This is a genomic window from Methylosinus sp. Sm6, from assembly GCF_019802345.1.
Taxonomy (GTDB): Bacteria; Pseudomonadota; Alphaproteobacteria; order Rhizobiales; family Beijerinckiaceae; genus Methylosinus.
Genome location: NZ_JAINDZ010000057.1, coordinates 1 through 16,787, shown reverse-complemented (window position 1 = coordinate 16,787; position 16,787 = coordinate 1). Strand labels below are relative to the sequence as shown.

General features: G+C 64.0%; 10 protein-coding genes. All 10 read left to right on the top strand.

Annotated features, from left to right (window positions below; translation table 11 throughout):
* Positions 1-245: 245 nt before the first annotated feature.
* The 10 genes from K3F48_RS22095 to K3F48_RS22050 all read left to right on the top strand — a co-directional run bounded on the left by K3F48_RS22095 (position 246) and on the right by K3F48_RS22050 (position 16,739).
* Positions 246-608 carry a hypothetical protein gene (locus K3F48_RS22095; RefSeq protein WP_222577606.1) on the top strand — a complete coding sequence of 121 codons (363 nt, stop codon included), beginning with the start codon at positions 246-248 and terminating at the stop codon, positions 606-608.
* Positions 609-747: 139 nt separating this feature from the next.
* Positions 748-1,248 (top strand): RNA polymerase sigma factor, encoded by a 501-nt coding sequence (locus K3F48_RS22090; protein ID WP_222577605.1) that lies wholly within the window; start codon positions 748-750, stop codon positions 1,246-1,248.
* Between the two features lie 102 nt (positions 1,249-1,350).
* Positions 1,351-2,280 (top strand): FecR family protein, encoded by a 930-nt coding sequence (locus K3F48_RS22085; protein ID WP_222577604.1) that lies wholly within the window; start codon positions 1,351-1,353, stop codon positions 2,278-2,280.
* A 112-nt stretch (positions 2,281-2,392) separates the two neighbouring features.
* Positions 2,393-4,915: a TonB-dependent receptor gene (locus tag K3F48_RS22080; protein WP_255609622.1), complete on the top strand. Its 2,523-nt coding sequence runs from the start codon at positions 2,393-2,395 to the stop codon at positions 4,913-4,915.
* 85 nt (positions 4,916-5,000) lie between these two features.
* A complete protein-coding gene (locus tag K3F48_RS22075) occupies positions 5,001-5,978 on the top strand; it encodes an MbnP family copper-binding protein (RefSeq protein WP_255609620.1) in 978 nt (325 codons plus the stop codon).
* Positions 5,975-7,129 (top strand): methanobactin export MATE transporter MbnM, encoded by a 1,155-nt coding sequence (locus K3F48_RS22070; protein WP_222577603.1) that lies wholly within the window; start codon positions 5,975-5,977, stop codon positions 7,127-7,129. The genes K3F48_RS22075 and K3F48_RS22070 overlap by 4 nt, the downstream gene beginning before the upstream one ends.
* Positions 7,130-7,979: 850 nt before the next feature.
* Entirely contained in the window at positions 7,980-8,480 is a 501-nt protein-coding gene (locus K3F48_RS22065; RefSeq protein ID WP_222577602.1) for an RNA polymerase sigma factor, read from the top strand.
* 602 nt (positions 8,481-9,082) lie between these two features.
* Entirely contained in the window at positions 9,083-10,303 is a 1,221-nt protein-coding gene (locus K3F48_RS22060; protein ID WP_255609616.1) for an efflux RND transporter periplasmic adaptor subunit, read from the top strand.
* Between the two features lie 38 nt (positions 10,304-10,341).
* On the top strand, positions 10,342-13,464 hold the full coding sequence (locus K3F48_RS22055; RefSeq protein ID WP_222577600.1) for an efflux RND transporter permease subunit: 3,123 nt from the start codon (positions 10,342-10,344) through the stop codon (positions 13,462-13,464).
* Entirely contained in the window at positions 13,461-16,739 is a 3,279-nt protein-coding gene (locus K3F48_RS22050) for an efflux RND transporter permease subunit (protein ID WP_222577599.1), read from the top strand. The genes K3F48_RS22055 and K3F48_RS22050 overlap by 4 nt, the downstream gene beginning before the upstream one ends.
* The last annotated feature ends 48 nt before the right edge of the window (positions 16,740-16,787 follow it).

Below are 16,787 nucleotides of genomic sequence, written 5' to 3'. Positions count from 1 at the left end.
ATGTCATGCGCTTGTACAACCAATTTTTGTGCCGGACAGCCGTGCGACAAGCGCGGGCATGACGCGGTTGCACGGAAGTTGTTAACCTGGATTCGAAGCCCTGCCTCGACAATCTCGACGCTTGACTAGCGCGGATAGCGCGTTCTAGGAACGGAGCCGTGCTCGATCAACGGTTCGCTACCGCTCGATCGGTGTGCGCGGGATTGTTCGACATGGCGCGTTTGCGGGACCACAGAACCGTTCCCATGTCGGCGTTCGTCGTAGGCATCGTCGGCTTGCTGTCGATGCTGCAGGCGGTCGTCCTGGCGCTCGTCGTCGCCGGACCTTTGGCGCAGGGCGGACTGCACGGTTCGACGGGCCTCCTCGAGGTCGATTGCGTCGCGGCCTCTCATCACGACGAGGCCCCGTCTCCCGCCTGTCCCCACCATCCGCACTGCTGCCTCCTGGGCGCGGCCGTGGCGTCACCGCCGGACCTCTTCAGGCCGTTCGTCTTCCTTCGGCCCGAGCCCGACGAAGCGGATATCATCGGCCTCGCCGTCGAGGAGGGTGAGCGCGGCCCGGATCCCTCGCCGCCCTGGTCGTCGCGCGCGCCGCCTCTGTCCGCGTGAACGGCACGGCCGCTCGCACGCCGTTCCCCTCCCCCGGCCTCGACATCGCGCCGTCTCGACCGCGCGGCGCTCATCCACGCCACCCCATGCCGTTCCCGGCTCCCGCGCCGGGCGCACAGGCCGTTGCCGGGCAACGCCAATGTCAAATGAGAAATCACGATTCGTCGATCGACTTTTCAGTAACGGTCGACGCGAACTGTTCGCTTATTTGTCGCGGAAGGTGGGGCGCGAAGACGCGTCGGACCTGCTGCAGGATACCTTCGTGCGCGTGCTGCGGCACGGACAGTTCGACACCGTCGATGATCCGCAGTCTCTGCTGAAGCGTATCGCCGTCAATCTCACACGCGACCATGCGCGTCGGCGCCGGACGGAGGCGAGAGTCATCGATGCCGAAGCGGAACTCGATCTCGCTGCTTCGACGGACCATCGGCCGGACGCGCGACTCGAGGCGGAAGAAAAATGGCGCCTGCTATGCGAGGCGGTCGACGGCCTGCCGCCCCGTTGCCGTGAAGTCTTCCTGCTCTTCATGACCGAGGGGCGCGATCTCGGCGAGATCGCCGTGCGTCTCGGCATATCTCGGAATATGGCGCAAAAGCACATGCGGCTGGCCATGGCGCGCTGCTGGGCGGCGGTGGAATAGTTTTTTGCCGGCGGACCTCCCTTTCCGCGCGCTCGCGCGTGATATGCTGAGAGGGTCGCCTTTCGTCGCGGCCGAACGCGCAGCGCCGCGACGGATCACGTCATGACCGAGAAAAAATCCGCCGCTCCGCACGGCGTCCGCGAGGCCGCGATCGACTGGTGGCTGAAGCAGACCGGTGGACGGCTCACCAAGAAGGAGCGGTCGGCGTTCGAGGCCTGGCTCGCCGAGGACGAGGCGCATCGGGACGCCTATGCGAAGCTCGCGGCGCTCGGCGACTTCATGACGTCGCGCTGGCCGGGCGCCGGCCCGCAGCGCAAGTCGAGGCGCCGGCGGCGCAGGCTGGCGGCGGCGGTGAGCGCCGCGGCGCTCGCGGTCTTTCTCTATGACGACATCTCGCTGCGGCTTTGGTCCGATCTCCTCACCGGCCCGGGCGAGACGCGGCAGGCGACCCTCTCCGACGGCTCTCGCATCGAGCTCGACGCCCGCAGCGCCGTGGCTCTGAGCTACACTGAGACGCAGCGGCGGGTTACGCTGCTCGAGGGCGAAGCCTGGTTCGAGGTCGCGCCCGACGCTTCGCGGCCCTTCGTCGTCGAGGCGGCCGGCGGAACGACCACCGCTCTCGGGACCTCCTTCGACGTCGCCGTCGAGAATGGCAGGGCCCATGTGACAGTGACCAGCCATAGCGTGCGCGTAGCGAGCGGCGGCGGCGAGGTGATCGTCGAGGAGGGCGAGCAGAGCGCCTATGGCGCGCGCGAAGCGGTCAAGCCGGCTCAGCCCGCCAATGTCGATCGCGCGACCGCTTGGCGGCGGGGGAGGCTGGTGTTCGAGGACAGGCCGCTGGGCGACGTCGTGCGCGCGCTCGGACGCTATCATCGCGGGTTCGTCTATTTCGTCGACCCGGCGCTGCGGGCGCGCCGCGTCACGGGCGTGTTCAACGTCGTGGATCCGATCGCCGCGCTGGACGAGATCGAGACCTCTCTCGGCCTTCATGCGACGCATATCACACGCTATCTCACGATTATCTACGAATGAATCGACGGCGGTGCGGAAAAAAAATTCCGTCTCGACCTCCTTTTTCGTCGCTTGCTGCGTGAGGAGCGGCAGAAGGGACGAAATTTCGTCCCGCGGCGGCAGAGGCGACACAATGGCGGGTCGGAACATTCGCACCAAATTCGGAAGCGGCGAAGGCAATATGGGATCGATGTTGGCGATGGCGTTTATGGCGCTCGGCGCGGGAGTCTCCGACTCGCCGGCCCAGGCCGCCATTTCGCCGCAGGAGCGCGCCGGCCTCGTGCAGAGCTATCGCATTCCCTCCGGCCCTCTCCCCAGCGCGCTCAATTCTTTCGCGGAGTTGAACGGCCTTCAGGTTCTCTATGATTCCGCAGTGACGAGCCGGCTGCGGACGATCGGACTGGATGGAGATTTCTCGGTTCGCGAGGGTCTCGATCGGTTGCTGCGGGGCACCGGGCTATCCTGGCGATTCTCGGCCAGGGGCGACACAGTGTCGATCCTGCTCGCGCAGAACGATCGTGGAACGATGAACGACGCCGCGTCCGGCGCGACCGCGCTGCCGACGATCGATGTCGGCGCGGAGACGAAGCAGCGTCAGGACGCGCATGCCGGGCCGCAGGGGCCGGGCGACAGATATACGGGCTATCGGCCGGCGTCATCGGCGCCGATGACGTTGAAGACCGACACGCCGCTGATGCAGACGCCGATCTCCGTGCAGAGCGTGACGCGCCAGACGATGGACGACAAGCAGGCGATCACGATCCGGGACGCGCTCATCTCGAATGTCAGCGGCGTCACCCTCACGCCGAACTTCTTCGACAATGTCGTCAATGTTCGCGGCTTCCTCGCCCCGACTTATAGAAACGGCTTGATGGAACAGCGTTATCGCCACCTCGATACGACCAATCTGCAGTCGATCGACGTGCTGAAAGGACCCGCGGCCATGCTCTTCGGCCGCATGGAGCCGGGAGGCATCGTCAATATGGTGGTCAAGCGACCGCTGGAGACGCCCTATTATTCCGTAGAGCAGCAACTCGGCTCCTATGGGCTGACGCGAACCACGGTGGACGCGACCGGTCCGGTGACGACCGACAAATCGATCCTCTATCGATTCAACGGCGAATTCTTTCGCACCGACTCCTATCGCGACCTCGTCAACGATCGCAATGTCTTCCTCGCGCCGACGATCACGCTGCATCCGATCGAGCAGTTCCGGATGAACATCGATTTCGAATATGACAATCGCATCTGGGTCGATGATTATCCGATCTATCCGGCCGTCGGCGGCGGCCCGGCCAATATTCCGCGCAGCCGCTATCTCTCGCCGGCCTTCATCACGGCGCGCATGCCCAATAATATGGACAAGAAGCGCATCGCCTATGACTGGACCTACGATGTCCTGCCGGGCTGGAGCGTGACCAACCGGTTGAGCTATTCCAACACCGGGACTCAGACCGAGAATGGCTTCCCGCTCGCTCTGAACGAGGCGACGGGCTTGATGAACCTCTTTCTCACCTACAATCCCGGCGGCACCGACAAGAATTTTTCGACCAATCTCGATGTGAAAGGCAAGTTTTCCACCGGTCCGCTCGAGCACTCGATCCTCGTTGGTTTCGACTATTTCAATTTCTTTGCACCGCTCTACGGCGGAGCGTCGATTTTCGCGGGCGCAGTCGATATCTATAATCCGAATTATTGGCGGTCCGTGAATCTCAACGCCGCGCAGCAATATAACATGACGGGGCAGAAATGGACCGGCGTCTACGGCCAGGACATGATCTCCTTCTGGGACGACAAAGTGCATGTTCTGCTCGGCGGGAGGTATGACTGGGCCGAAACCAGCGCCAACCGTGACAAGACATCCGCCGCGCTCGCGAACGCGACCTATCAAACGAGCTACGACAGCGGCTTCAGCCCGCGCGTCGGCCTGCTCTTTCAGCCGCTGCCCTGGTTGTCGCTCTATGGAAATTTCACGCAGTCGCTCGGCGCCAATCAACTCGACACGCAGGGTCGAACCTTGGCGCCGCAGAGAGGCGAGCAATATGAGGGCGGCCTCAAGGCCGAGCTCCTCGATAAGCGTCTGCTGCTGACGATCGCTTATTTCGATATCACCAAGACCAACGTCCCTGTGACGGACCCCGCGAATGCGGCGAACCGGCTTCTGATCGGAAAGGCGAGGAGTCAGGGCGTCGAGATCGATTTGACGGGTCAGATCGACGACAATTGGAGCGTCATCGCCAATTATACGCATGACGATGTGCGAACCGTCGTCGGCACGGCGACGGATCCCAACACCGCCTATGCGCGGCAGCTCGCGGTTGCGGGCAGCATATTGCCGGGCAGCCCGCGCAATTATGGGAATCTATGGATCAAATATGACGCCGATGACGCGTTCAAGGGCCTGAGCCTCGGCGCCGGCGTTTCGGCGAGTTCGGATCAGCTCGGCGACACGGCGAACAGCTTCGTCCTACCGAGCTATGCGCTGCTCAACGGCATGATCGCCTATACGACGAAGATCGAGGACTTCACCGTCACTGCACAGCTGAATGTGAAAAACATCACCGACACGGTCTATTATCCCTCGGCGAGCGGCCGGTCCACGATCATGACCGGGCCGCCGCGCACCTTCCTCGGATCGCTGCGGGTGGAGTTCTGAGCGAGCGCCGGGAGAGGGGCTGCTCACGCGCCGAGACAGAAACGTCGCTCTCCCGGGCATTCCATTTTGGCGGAGGAATCGAGATATGCGGACATTGCGACATATGAGCATCTGGGCGGCGGCCGGACTATTGTTCGTCGCGACGGAGGCCGCGCAGGCGGCGGGCGGAAAGACGCAGGCCGTCTCGATTTCCTTCGCCATCACGGCCGATGGAAAGCAGGTCGGGTGCGGCGCGCCGCTCGCCGAGCTCGGCGCCGGCCATCTGACCTCCAAGCTCCATGAGGCGCGCTTTTACGTTTATGGCGTCAAGCTGATCGACGCCAAAGGCAAGCGCACGCCGATCGCTTTGGCGCAGAACGACTGGCAATATGGCGATGTCGCTCTGCTCGACTTCAAGGACGCGCGCGGCGGCAACGCCCCCTGCACCGAGGGCAATCCGGCGAAGAACACGACGATCATCGGAGAAGCGCCCGCGGGCGCTCATATCGGGCTCGAATTTTCGGTCGGCGCGCCGGTCGAGACGATCGTCGACGGCAAGCCGGTCTCGATCAATCATTCGAATGTCGAGACCGCGGCGCCGCCGCTCGATGTCGTCGGCATGGCCTGGAACTGGCAGGCCGGCCGGCGCTTCGTGACCCTGGAGGTCGATCCGCCGTCGCCGGTGCTGAAGGCCGACGGCTCGAAGACGCGAAGCTGGATGGTCCATATCGGCTCGACCGGCTGCAAGGGCAATCCGGCGACCGGGGAGATCGTCTCCTGCGCGCATGAGAACCGGTTCACGGTCGCCTTCGATCGCTTCGACCCGAAGAAGCAGCGCGTCGAATTCGACTTCACGCGCCTGCTCGAGAAGTCCGACATCACCGCCGACAAGGGCGGCGCCGTCGGCTGCATGAGCGCGCTGGACGATCCCGAATGTCCCGCGATCTTCGAGGCGCTCGGCCTCAATCTCGCAGAGAGCGCGCCCGGCGCCAATGACGCGGGCAAGCAGACTAGGCCTGGAGTCTCGCCCGTGTTCAAGATCGGTCCGGCCAAGACCGCCGATCTCGGAGGCGGTAAGCAATGAGTCGGGCCGCGATTCTTGCGCTCGCCGCGGCTCTGGCCTCGGGGCCGGCGGCTGCCGGCGGACAGGCGGCGGCCTCCTCCTGGGGCTGGGACCTTCCCAAATATATTCCGCCGCCGCGCGTGCCCGCGGATAATCCGATGTCCGAGGATAAATTTCAGCTCGGACGGCGCTTGTTCTTCGACAAGCGCCTCTCCGGCAATGGAATCATCTCCTGCGCCTCCTGCCATCTGCAGGAGCGCGCCTTCACCGACGGACGCGTGGTCGGCGTCGGCTCGACCGGAGACAAGACGCCACGCAATGCGCCGTCGATCGTGAATTCCGGATGGCGCGCGACGCTCACCTGGGCCAATCCGGCGCTGGTGACGCTGGAGCGGCAGATGGAGAATCCCCTCTATGGCGATGCGCCGATCGAAATGGGCGTCAATGACGCGAACAAGGCCGAGATCGTCGCGCGGTTCCGCGCCGACGCCGATTATCGCAGATGGTTCGCGGAGGCTTTTCCGGAGAAGTCCGCCGAGCCGATCAGCTTCGAGACGATCATCGCTGCGATCTCGGCCTTCGAGCGCGGCGTGATCTCTTTCGACAGCCGCTACGATCGATATCTGCAAGGCGAGATCAAATTCACCGAGCAGGAGCAGCGCGGGCATGATCTCTATTTCGGCGAGAAGGCCGAGTGCCATCACTGCCACGGCAGCGTCGATCTCGACGATCAATTCCAGCACGCCAAGACGCGCGATCCGGAAACGCCGTTTCACAACACGGGACTCTACGACATAGACGGGAAGGGCGCCTACCCGCCGCCCAATCGCGGGCTCTTCGACATCACCGGCGATCCCGACGACATGGGCAAGTTCCGCGCGCCGAGCCTGCGCAACATAGCGGTGACCGGCCCCTATATGCATGACGGGAGCGTCGCGACATTGGAGGAAGTGATCGACATTTATTCGCGCGGCGGGCGCAAGATCGAGACGGGGCCGCACGCCGGCGACGGCGCCATGAGCCCGCTGAAGAGCGGGCTCATCGTGAAGATCGACCTCTCTGCGCAGGAAAAGGCCGATCTGCTCGCTTTTCTGAAAACGCTCACCGACGAGACGCTGCTCGCTTCGCCACGCTTCTACGATCCGTGGAAAACGCAGGCGGCCGAGAAGTAACGCGTCCATCCGGCGCTCCGGTTTCTCTCGCGCAGTGGCCGACATCGTCGTCCGCCGACGGTCCGGGCAAACAGAGCGTGGTCCGCATGCAGAGAGCGCGGCGCGGACCACGCCAAGATAATTATCGAACCGGCTGCCGCCGAGACTCTGGATCGGCGGAGCCGGCGACGCCGATGTCTCGGGGTCGTGCAATTTGAGGGGCGCTCATGTCTCGAGGCCAGGCAGAATGGAGAGCCGTTCGTGGCGCGGTCGGCCTTGTCGCATCGCTCTGGTTGTTGCTGCAATGGCTCACGCCTCTGGCCGTGATCGGCCATGTCGCGAATGCGCAGCCGGAGATCCGATGCTCTCGCTATGCGTCGAGCGACACGGCTCCTGCGGAGCGCGACGATTCCGCCTTCTGCTGCGCCGCGGCCTGCACGACATGCCTATGCCGCCATCTCGCGATCTCGAGTGCGCCGGAACGGTGTCGAGGACGACCATCCGTCTCGATCCGATGGGTCGGCACAGAAGCGCGAGCGACCGCGTCGCCTAGGTCATCCTATTGCCATGCGCGGGCCCCTCCTGCTCATTCTTGAAGCGCGTTTCTCCAGACATTCTCGAATGTGATCGCTGATCGGCTCCGACCGCCCGTTTCGCTCAACGTCGAAGCGTGACGAGACCGGAGCAATGGCGGGCGTCCGCGTCGCGGCCCATTCGAATAGCCGTTCTCAAAGCCGAGACGTCGACAAACGACGTCGGCCTTTTCGAGGAGTCACGCCATGGCGCAGTCGCACGACTGGCGGTGGTCTTTCATCCCCTGCGTCGCTCTCGCTTCCGCCGTATCCGTTTATCCAGCGCGGAGAAGATCGTTATGCTCTCGTTGAATGAGGCCCTCGAACGTCTTTATCGCGCTCATGCGGGAGAATTGCGAGCTTTCGCCCGTCGGCGCGTCGGACCACATGAGGCTGAGGACATTGTTCAGGAGGCCTATGTGCGCGCGCTGCAGGAGGGCCGCGTCGCATCCATTTCATACCAGAAGGCCTATCTCTTCCACATCGCCGCGAATCTGACGATCGACACCATCCGTATGGCGCAAGTCCGCTCGCGCCATGCAAGTGACGCAGCGGTCGGACCGCCGAGCGCCGAGCCGGCCCAAGAGCCGGAATCGTCGATCGAAAGCTATGTCGAGCTTCGTCAGCTCTGCGCGCATCTCGAAGATTTGTCGCCGACGTGCCGAGAGGCCTTTCTCCTCTATTGGGTCGAAGACCTGGACCAATCCGAAACCGCCCGACGATTGGGGGTGACGGTTCGAACCGTGAACAGGCATCTCACGCGAGCGGTCGAACATCTGCATAGTCGCGTCTCTCGATGAGCCGGATCGAGATGGCGCGTGATTTTCCTCCATCGACGACGGCTTTCGTCGATCGCCACAAAGGAGCAACCATGTCCTTGCGAATTACGAAGCGCCGGAGGATCGGCGGCGTGAGCGGCGCGAGATCCCCTCGCGCGGACGCTGCGCGTCATGCCGCGACGCTGATATCTATTCTCGTCGCGACCGCCGCCGCCGCAGGCGATCCATCGGACGGCCGATCGACAGGCGCGCACGGGTCCGGCGAAGGCGTCATGCGACAGCTGTTGAGCTGGCAGACATGCTTCAAGCGAGACGGGACGCACGACATCGCCGTGATCCTCGACGCGTGCGATCGCCTCGCCGAAAGCCCGGATCTTTTGCCCAATCAACGCGAATTTCTGGCGAGATGGCGCGCGAAGCTCTCGAACGGCGATCCGACCGGGGAGCGGACGATGCAATCGAGCGATACGAAGTCTGCGACGCGCCCGTGAGGCGCCTCGGAAAGCGCGTCGAACGATCGCTACATTCTCATAATGGGGTCGATATGGAAGCGCATCGCCGATAGGATGCATGATTGGCGCCTTTGGATACGGAGCTCGAAGATGCGTCGAGTGGGCCTCTTTATGACCGCCGTCGGCCGAATTCGTCCCGGCGGGGAAAGGAACCGCCTCACGAACGGCTACCGACCGGCCGCGGCGCTCGCATTGGCGACCTTGCTGATCGGCGCGGCGCTATGGCGTTTTTTCCCGGGGTTCTTTCCCCAGGCGACGCAAACCGCTCAGCCCGGGGCGCGCCGACCTGCGACGCCGGTCGCCGCCGAGGATGCGCGCGTCGAGGATTTTCCCGTCGTTCTGACGGGTATCGGCACGGTCGTTCCGCTCGCCACCTCGATCGTCAAGTCGCAAATATCGGGACAATTGCTGGAGGTGAATTTCGTCGAAGGGCAAATGGTGAAGGCCGGCGATCTGCTGGCGCAGGTCGATCCACGCCCCTATCGGCTCGCGCTCGCACAGAACGAGGCGCAGCTGCAGCGCGATCTCGCCATTCTGCGCAACGCCGAGCGGGATCTGCAAAGATATCGCTCGGTGAGCAGCAGGGTGAAATATGCCGTCTCGACGCAGCAGATCGACACGCAGGAATCCCTCGTCTCGCAATATAAGGGCATGGTGGCGATCGACGAGGCGACCGTCGACGCCGCGCGGCTCAATGTCGCCTATTGTCGGATCACGTCGCTGATCGACGGCCGCGCCGGTCTGCGGCAGGTCGATCCGGGAAATTTCGTCGGTCCCAATGACCAGAACGGCGTCGCGGTGGTGACGCAGCTCAATCCGATCACTGTCGTGTTCATCGTTCCCGAAAGCCGGCTGCAGCCGGTCTTGCAGCGCTTTCGCGCCGGGGCGAAGCTCGGCGTCGCGGCCTTCGATCATGGTCATGTCGTCGAGATCGCCAAAGGGGAGCTGTTCGCCATCGACAATCAGATCGACTCCTCCACCGGCACTGTGAAATTGCGCGCGCGCTTCGCCAATGACGATGAGAAGCTCTACCCCAATCAGTTCGTCAATATCGATCTCGTCGTGGAGACGCTGCGCGACGCCGTCACCATTCCTCGCGCCGCCGTTCAAGGCGAAGCTCAGAATCCTTTCGTGTTCGTGATCGGGCCGGGCGACAAGGTCGGTATGCGGCGCGTGACGCTCGGTCCCTCGGGCGATGGCCGCATCGTCGTCGAAGCGGGGCTGAAGGCGAAAGAGCGCGTCGTCACCGAAGGCGCGGATAATTTGCGCGAAGGCGCCATCGTCTCGATTCCCGAGCCTGTTCCGGCGAACAGGCAGAAGCCGGCGTCATAGAGCTCGGCGCGCCGCATCACCCACCTCGAGTCGTTTCGATGAATCCATCGCGAATATTCATATATCGACCGATCGCCACCTCGCTGCTGATGGTCGCTCTGACGCTCGCCGGCGTCGTCGCCTATGGCCTGCTGCCGCTGTCGGCGCTGCCGAATGTGGACTATCCGACCATTCAGGTTCAGACCTTCTTCCCGGGGGCCAGCCCGGAGGTGATGACCTCGGCGGTGACGGCGCCGCTGGAGCGGCAATTGGGCCAAATGCCCGGGCTCGGCCAGATGACGTCGACGAGCTCCGCCGGAGCCTCGGTGATCAGTCTGCAGTTCAGCGAGAAGCTCTATCTCGACGTCGCCGAGCAGGAGGTGCAGGCGGCGATCGACGCGGCCAGCAATCTGCTGCCGTCCGGACTGCCGACGCCGCCGATCTACGCCAAATTCAACCCCGGCGACGCGCCGATCATGACGCTCGCGATCACCTCGCAGACACGCCCGCTCACGGAGCTGGCGAATCTGGCCGAGACGCGGCTCGCGCAAAAAATCTCGCAGGTCGCGGGCGTCGGGCTCGTCGGCGTCAGCGGCTCGCAGCGGCCCGCCGTGCGCATCCAATTCGATCCCCGCACGCTCGCCGGCTATCGGCTCAACATCGACGATCTTCGCACGACGATCGCGAACGCCAATGTCAATGGTCCCAAAGGCAGCTTCGACGGGCCGATGCGCGCCTCGACGATCAACGCCAATGATCAGCTCACCGAGCTCGAGGATTTCCGTAATCTCGTCATCGCCTATCGAGACGGCCGGCCGGTGCGGCTCCACGATGTGGCGCATGTGGTCCTCGGGCCGGAGAACGACAAGCTCGCCGCATGGGCTGATCGAACGCCCGCCATCATTCTCAATATTCAGCGCCAGCCGGGAGCGAATGTCATCGCGGTCGTCGAAGCGATCAGGAGCCTGCTGCCGACGCTCGAAGCCGGACTGCCGAGCGCGATCGACGTTCGAATTCTCAGCGACCGCACGACGACCATTCGCGCCTCGCTCGCGGAGGTCGAGCTCGAGCTCGCTCTCGCGGTGGCGCTCGTCATTCTGGTGATCTTCCTGTTTCTGCGCAATCTGCCGGCGACGATCATTCCCGGCCTCTCCGTGCCCTTGTCCGTCGTCGGCGCCTTCGCCGCCATGCATCTCCTCGGCTTCAGCCTCGACAATCTGTCACTGATGGCGCTCACGATCTCGACCGGCTTCGTGGTCGACGACGCGATCGTGGTGATCGAGAACATCACCCGCTATATCGAATCCGGCGAGCGCCCATTGCGCGCGGCGCTTCGAGGCTCGCGCGAGATCGGCTTCACCATCGTCTCGCTCACCCTCTCCTTGATCGCCGCGCTCATTCCGCTGCTGTTCATGGATGGCGTGGTCGGCCGCCTCTTCCATGAATTCGCCGTCACCCTCGCCGTCACCATCGTCATATCGGCGATCGTGTCGCTCACGCTCGTGCCGATGCTCTGCGCCCGGCTGCTGCGCCGCCGTCCGGCCGGGCTTCGCCATCGGCTCGACCTCGAAGCCGAGCGTGTCTTCGCCACGATCGTCGCGACCTATTCGCGCGCTTTGGAGATCGTGCTGCGGCGCCAGCCGCTCGCCTTGGCGGCGACATTGCTGACGATCGCCGCGACGATCGCGGCCGCCGCGGCGATCCCCAAGGGCTTTTTCCCGATGCAGGACACGGGCTTGATCGAGGCGGTCTCGGTCGCTTCGCCGGGCGTCTCTCACGCCGCTATGGCCCTGCTGCAGACCCGCCTCGCCGACGCGATCCTGCGCGATCCGGCGGTCGCCAGCGTGAGCTCCTTCATCGGCGTCGACGGCGCCAATGCGACACCCGACACGGGTCGATTTCTGATCGTTCTCGCGCCGCCCGATCGACGACGCGTCGGCGCCGGCGAGGTGATCCGACGATTGCAGGCGGAGGTCGCGCATATCCCGGGCGTCTCGCTCGACATGCAGCCGGTGCAGGAGCTGACCGTCGACGCCGCCGCGGGCGGCCGCGCCCGATATCATTTCATTTTGCAGAGCGCCAATCCCGACGAGCTCGCGGTCTGGACGCCGCGCCTGCTGCAGCGTCTCGAGCAGGCGCCTGAATTGACCGGCGTCGCGAGCGACGCGCGACAGCAAGGGCTCGCGGTGAACCTCGTCATCGATCGAGAGACTGCGTCGCGCTATGGCGTCACGCCTGCGACCATCGACAATATGCTCTATGACGCATTCGGTCAGCGCATCATCACGACGATCTACACGCAAGCTGCGCAATATCGCGTCATTCTCGAAATCGATCCCGCCCTGCCGCGAACGCTGGAGGTCCTCTCCTCGCTCTATCTGCCGTCCTCGGTGTCGACGTCCAACGGACAAACGCCGCTTTCTGCGCTCGTGCGCATCGAGCAGCGTCGCAGTCCTCTGGCCATTCATCATCTCGGGCAGCTGCCGGCGGCGATGGTCTACTTCGATGTCGCTCCCGGATCGTCGCTCGGCGCCGCGATCGAGGCGATCGAGCGGAGCGAGCGGGACATCGGCCTTCCCGCGAGCTTCGTCGCTGATTTCCAAGGCGCGGCCGGCGCCTTCCGCGCCTCGACGACCAAGGAGATCCTTCTCGTTCTCGCAGCGGTCGTCACGATCTATATCGTGCTCGGCGTCCTCTATGAGAGCTTCATCCACCCCATCACGATCCTCTCGACTCTCCCCTCCGCGGGCCTCGGGGCCTTGCTCGCTATGGCGGCGACCGGCGGCGAACTCGATCTCATCGCGGTCATCGGGCTCGTGCTGTTGATCGGCATCGTGAAGAAGAACGCCATCATGGTCGTCGATTTCGCCGTCGAGGCGCGGCGCTCGCGCGGCCTTTCCGCCGAAGAGGCGATCTTCGACGCCTGCCTGCTGAGGTTTCGGCCGATTCTGATGACGACGATGGCGGCGATCCTCGGCGCTCTGCCATTGATGCTCGATACGGGCGTCGGCTTCGAATTGCGTCGCCCGCTCGGCGTCGCGATCATCGGCGGGCTGTTGCTCAGCCAGGCGATGACGCTCTTCACCACGCCGGTGATCTATCTCTATCTGGATCGCCTCGAGGCGCGGCTCTCCCCCAGGCGTTCGCGCGCGTCGATCGCCGTCGACGAGATCTCGGGATGAGGTTTTCGGCCCACTTCGTCGCGCGTCCGATCGGCACGACCCTCGTCACGATCGGGATCGTGCTGGCGGGCGCGCTCGCCTTTCTGAATCTGCCCGTCGCGCCGCTGCCGCAAGTCGATTTTCCGACCATCATGGTCTCGGCGCAGCTTCCCGGCGCCGGAGCGGAAATCATGGCGACCAGCGTCGCCGCTCCGCTCGAGCGGCGGCTCGGTCAGATCGCGCATGTGACGGAGATGACATCCGCGAGCAGCCTCGGACAGACGCGCATCATTCTGCAATTCGACATTGATCGCGACATCGACGGCGCCGCCCGCGACGTTCAAGGGGCGATCGACGCAGCCCGCGCCGATCTGCCGGCGAACCTTCATATGCGACCGTCCTATCGCAAGATGAATCCCGCCGATGCGCCGCTGGTCATCATCACTTTGGCCTCGAAGACGCTGACGCCGAGCCGCTTGCATGAGCTCGCGAGCGATATCCTGCAGCAGAGATTGTCTCGGCTCGAGGGCGTCGGCCAGGTGCTCGTCGGCGGATCGAGCCCGCCCGCCGTGCGCGTCGAGCTCGACCCGAAAGCGCTGGCGCGATATGGCGTCGGTCTCGAGGACATACGCGCCGCTCTGGCGTCGGCCAACGCCAATAGTCCGAAGGGCGAGATCGTCGACAGCGAGCGACGCTTCCAGATCTACGCCAATGATCGCGCGACGCGGGCGAGTGATTATCGATCGCTGATCGTGGCCTATCGCAATGGCGCGGCCCTGCGTCTCGACGAGATCGCCGAGATCGTCGATTCCGTCGAGGATGTTCGCAATGAAGCGCTGATGAACGGGGAAAGGTCGGTCGCCGTCTATGTGTATCGCCAGCCTGGATCGAATGTCATCGAGACGGTCGACCGGATCAAGGCCGAGATGCCACGCCTCGAGGCCGCCTTGCCGAGCAATATCGATCTGGCGCTGAAGTCCGATCGCAGCAACACCATTCGGGCGTCCTTGCGCGAAACAGAGACGGCGCTCGTCGTCGCCGTTCTGCTGGTGACGCTGATCGTCTTCGCCTTTCTTCGGGACCTTCGCGCGACGCTCATTCCGGCGGTCGCGATAACCGTGTCGATCATCGGGACCTTCGGCGCGATCTGGCTCGCGGGAATGAGCTTGAACAATTTCTCGCTGATGGCGCTGATCATCGCCGCCGGCTTCGTCGTCGACGACGCGATCGTCGTTCAAGAAAACATCCAGCGTCACATCGATGCCGGCATGGGATGCGTCGAAGCCGCCGTGCGCGGCGCGCGTGAAGTCGGGTTCACGGTGACCGCGATCAGCCTCTCGCTGATCGCCGTATTCGTGCCGATTCTCCTGATGGGCGGGCTGCTCGGACGGTTGTTTCGGGAATTTTCCGTCACTCTGTCGCTGGCCGTGCTGGTTTCGCTGGTTCTGTCGCTCACGACGACGCCCATGTTGTGCGCGGTCCTATCGAAGAGGCGCTGCGCTCGATCGACGCCGCGGTTCGATTTCTTGGCGTCGCTTCTGCGCGGATATGGTCGAACGCTCGACTGGGCCTTGTGTCACGGACGGCTCATGCTCCTGATCCTGCTCGCGACGATCTGCGCGAACTATTGGCTGTTCTCGATCATTCCTAAAGGGTTTTTTCCGCAGCAGGACACGGGTCGTCTGGCCGGCATGATCGTAGCGGACGAAAGCGCCTCCTTCGAATCCATGCGGCGCAAGCTCGCGCAATTCGAGGCGATCATTCAGAGTGATCCTGCGGTCGCCGGCGTCGCCGGAGGCGTGGGCGCGGGGAGCGGCCGGCCGAACACCGGCCAGGTCTTCGTCGATCTGAAGCCGAGGGATCGACGCGACGCCAGCGCGGACGAGGTCATCGGGCGCTTGCGCGGCAAGCTCGCGAAGGTGGCGGGAGCGCAATTGTTCCTGCAGTCCGTTCAGGAGTTCCGTGTCGGCGGCCGAGCCAGCAACGCGCAATATCAGTTCACGCTATTTGGCGAGAACATCGAGGATCTTCATCGCGTCGCGCCGCGTCTCGTCGCGGCGTTGCGTCAGAGCGCCGTGCTCGCCGACGTTAATTCCGACGCGCAGCGGAAAGGCCAGGAGACGCGCGTCATGATCGACCGCGATCGGGCGTCGCAACTCGGCGTGACGATGAAGCAGGTCGATGATGTTCTCTATGACGCTTTCGGCCAACGTCAGGCGTCGGTGATCTATGGACCGATCACGCAATCTCACGTCGTGATGGAGGTCGCGCCGCGCTATTGGCAGGACCCGGACATATTGAACGCGCTCTATGTCTCCGTCGCGAACGGTTCACCGAGCGGCACGGCGGTCAGCAACGCCGTTCCCGGGACGGTGTCGAGGCTCCCCTCGGGAAATTCTAGCCGCGATATCGATCGGGCCGCAAGCGAATCGGCGCGGAATATGGTCGCCAATGCTCTCGCCGGGTCGTCCAGAGGATCTGCCTCCGCCGGCGCGGCGGTCGTCACGCGTCGCGACACGATGGCGGCGCTCGCCGCCTTCGGCCATTTCGGTTCGGGCAGCGCATCGACCGTGGTGAACCATCAAGGGCTCTTCGCGGCGGTCACCATCTCGTTCAATCTGCGTCCAGGCGCGACGCTCGGCGAGGCGAGCGACGAAATCCGCCGGATCGCGGCCGAGCTCCATATGCCCGGGTCGATTCACGGCGCTCTCGCCGGCACGGCGCGCGCCTTCGAGGATTCGCTCGCCAAGGAGGGTCCGCTGATCGCAGGCGCATTCGTGATCGTCTATATCTTGCTGGGAATTCTCTACGAGAGCTTGATTCACCCGGTCACGATTTTATCGACCCTTCCCTCGGCGGGCGTCGGCGCGGTGCTGGCGCTGATGCTGTTCGGCATGGATTTCAGCGTCGTGGCGCTCATCGGCGTGATCCTGCTCATCGGCATCGTGAAGAAGAACGCGATCATGATGATCGATTTCGCGCTGGAGGCGCAGCGCTCGGAGCGGCTCGCGCCACGCGAGGCGATCTTTCGCGCGAGCATGATGCGGTTTCGTCCCATCATGATGACGACGATGGCCGCGATCTTCGGCGCCATCCCATTGGCGCTGACCTTCGGCGACGGCGGCGAGCTTCGCCGCCCCTTGGGCGTCGCCATCGTCGGCGGATTGATCTTCAGCCAGCTGCTCACGCTCTACACCACGCCGGTCGTCTATCTGTATCTTGAGAGGTTTCGTTGTTGGTCGAAGCGGCGATGGCGTCTCTTTTTTTCGCCGGTCGTGTCCCCACCGGTGGTGTAGCAGTTCGGGAGCAAGCCGCTCGCGACGCGCGCTTTTCATAGCGCCGTA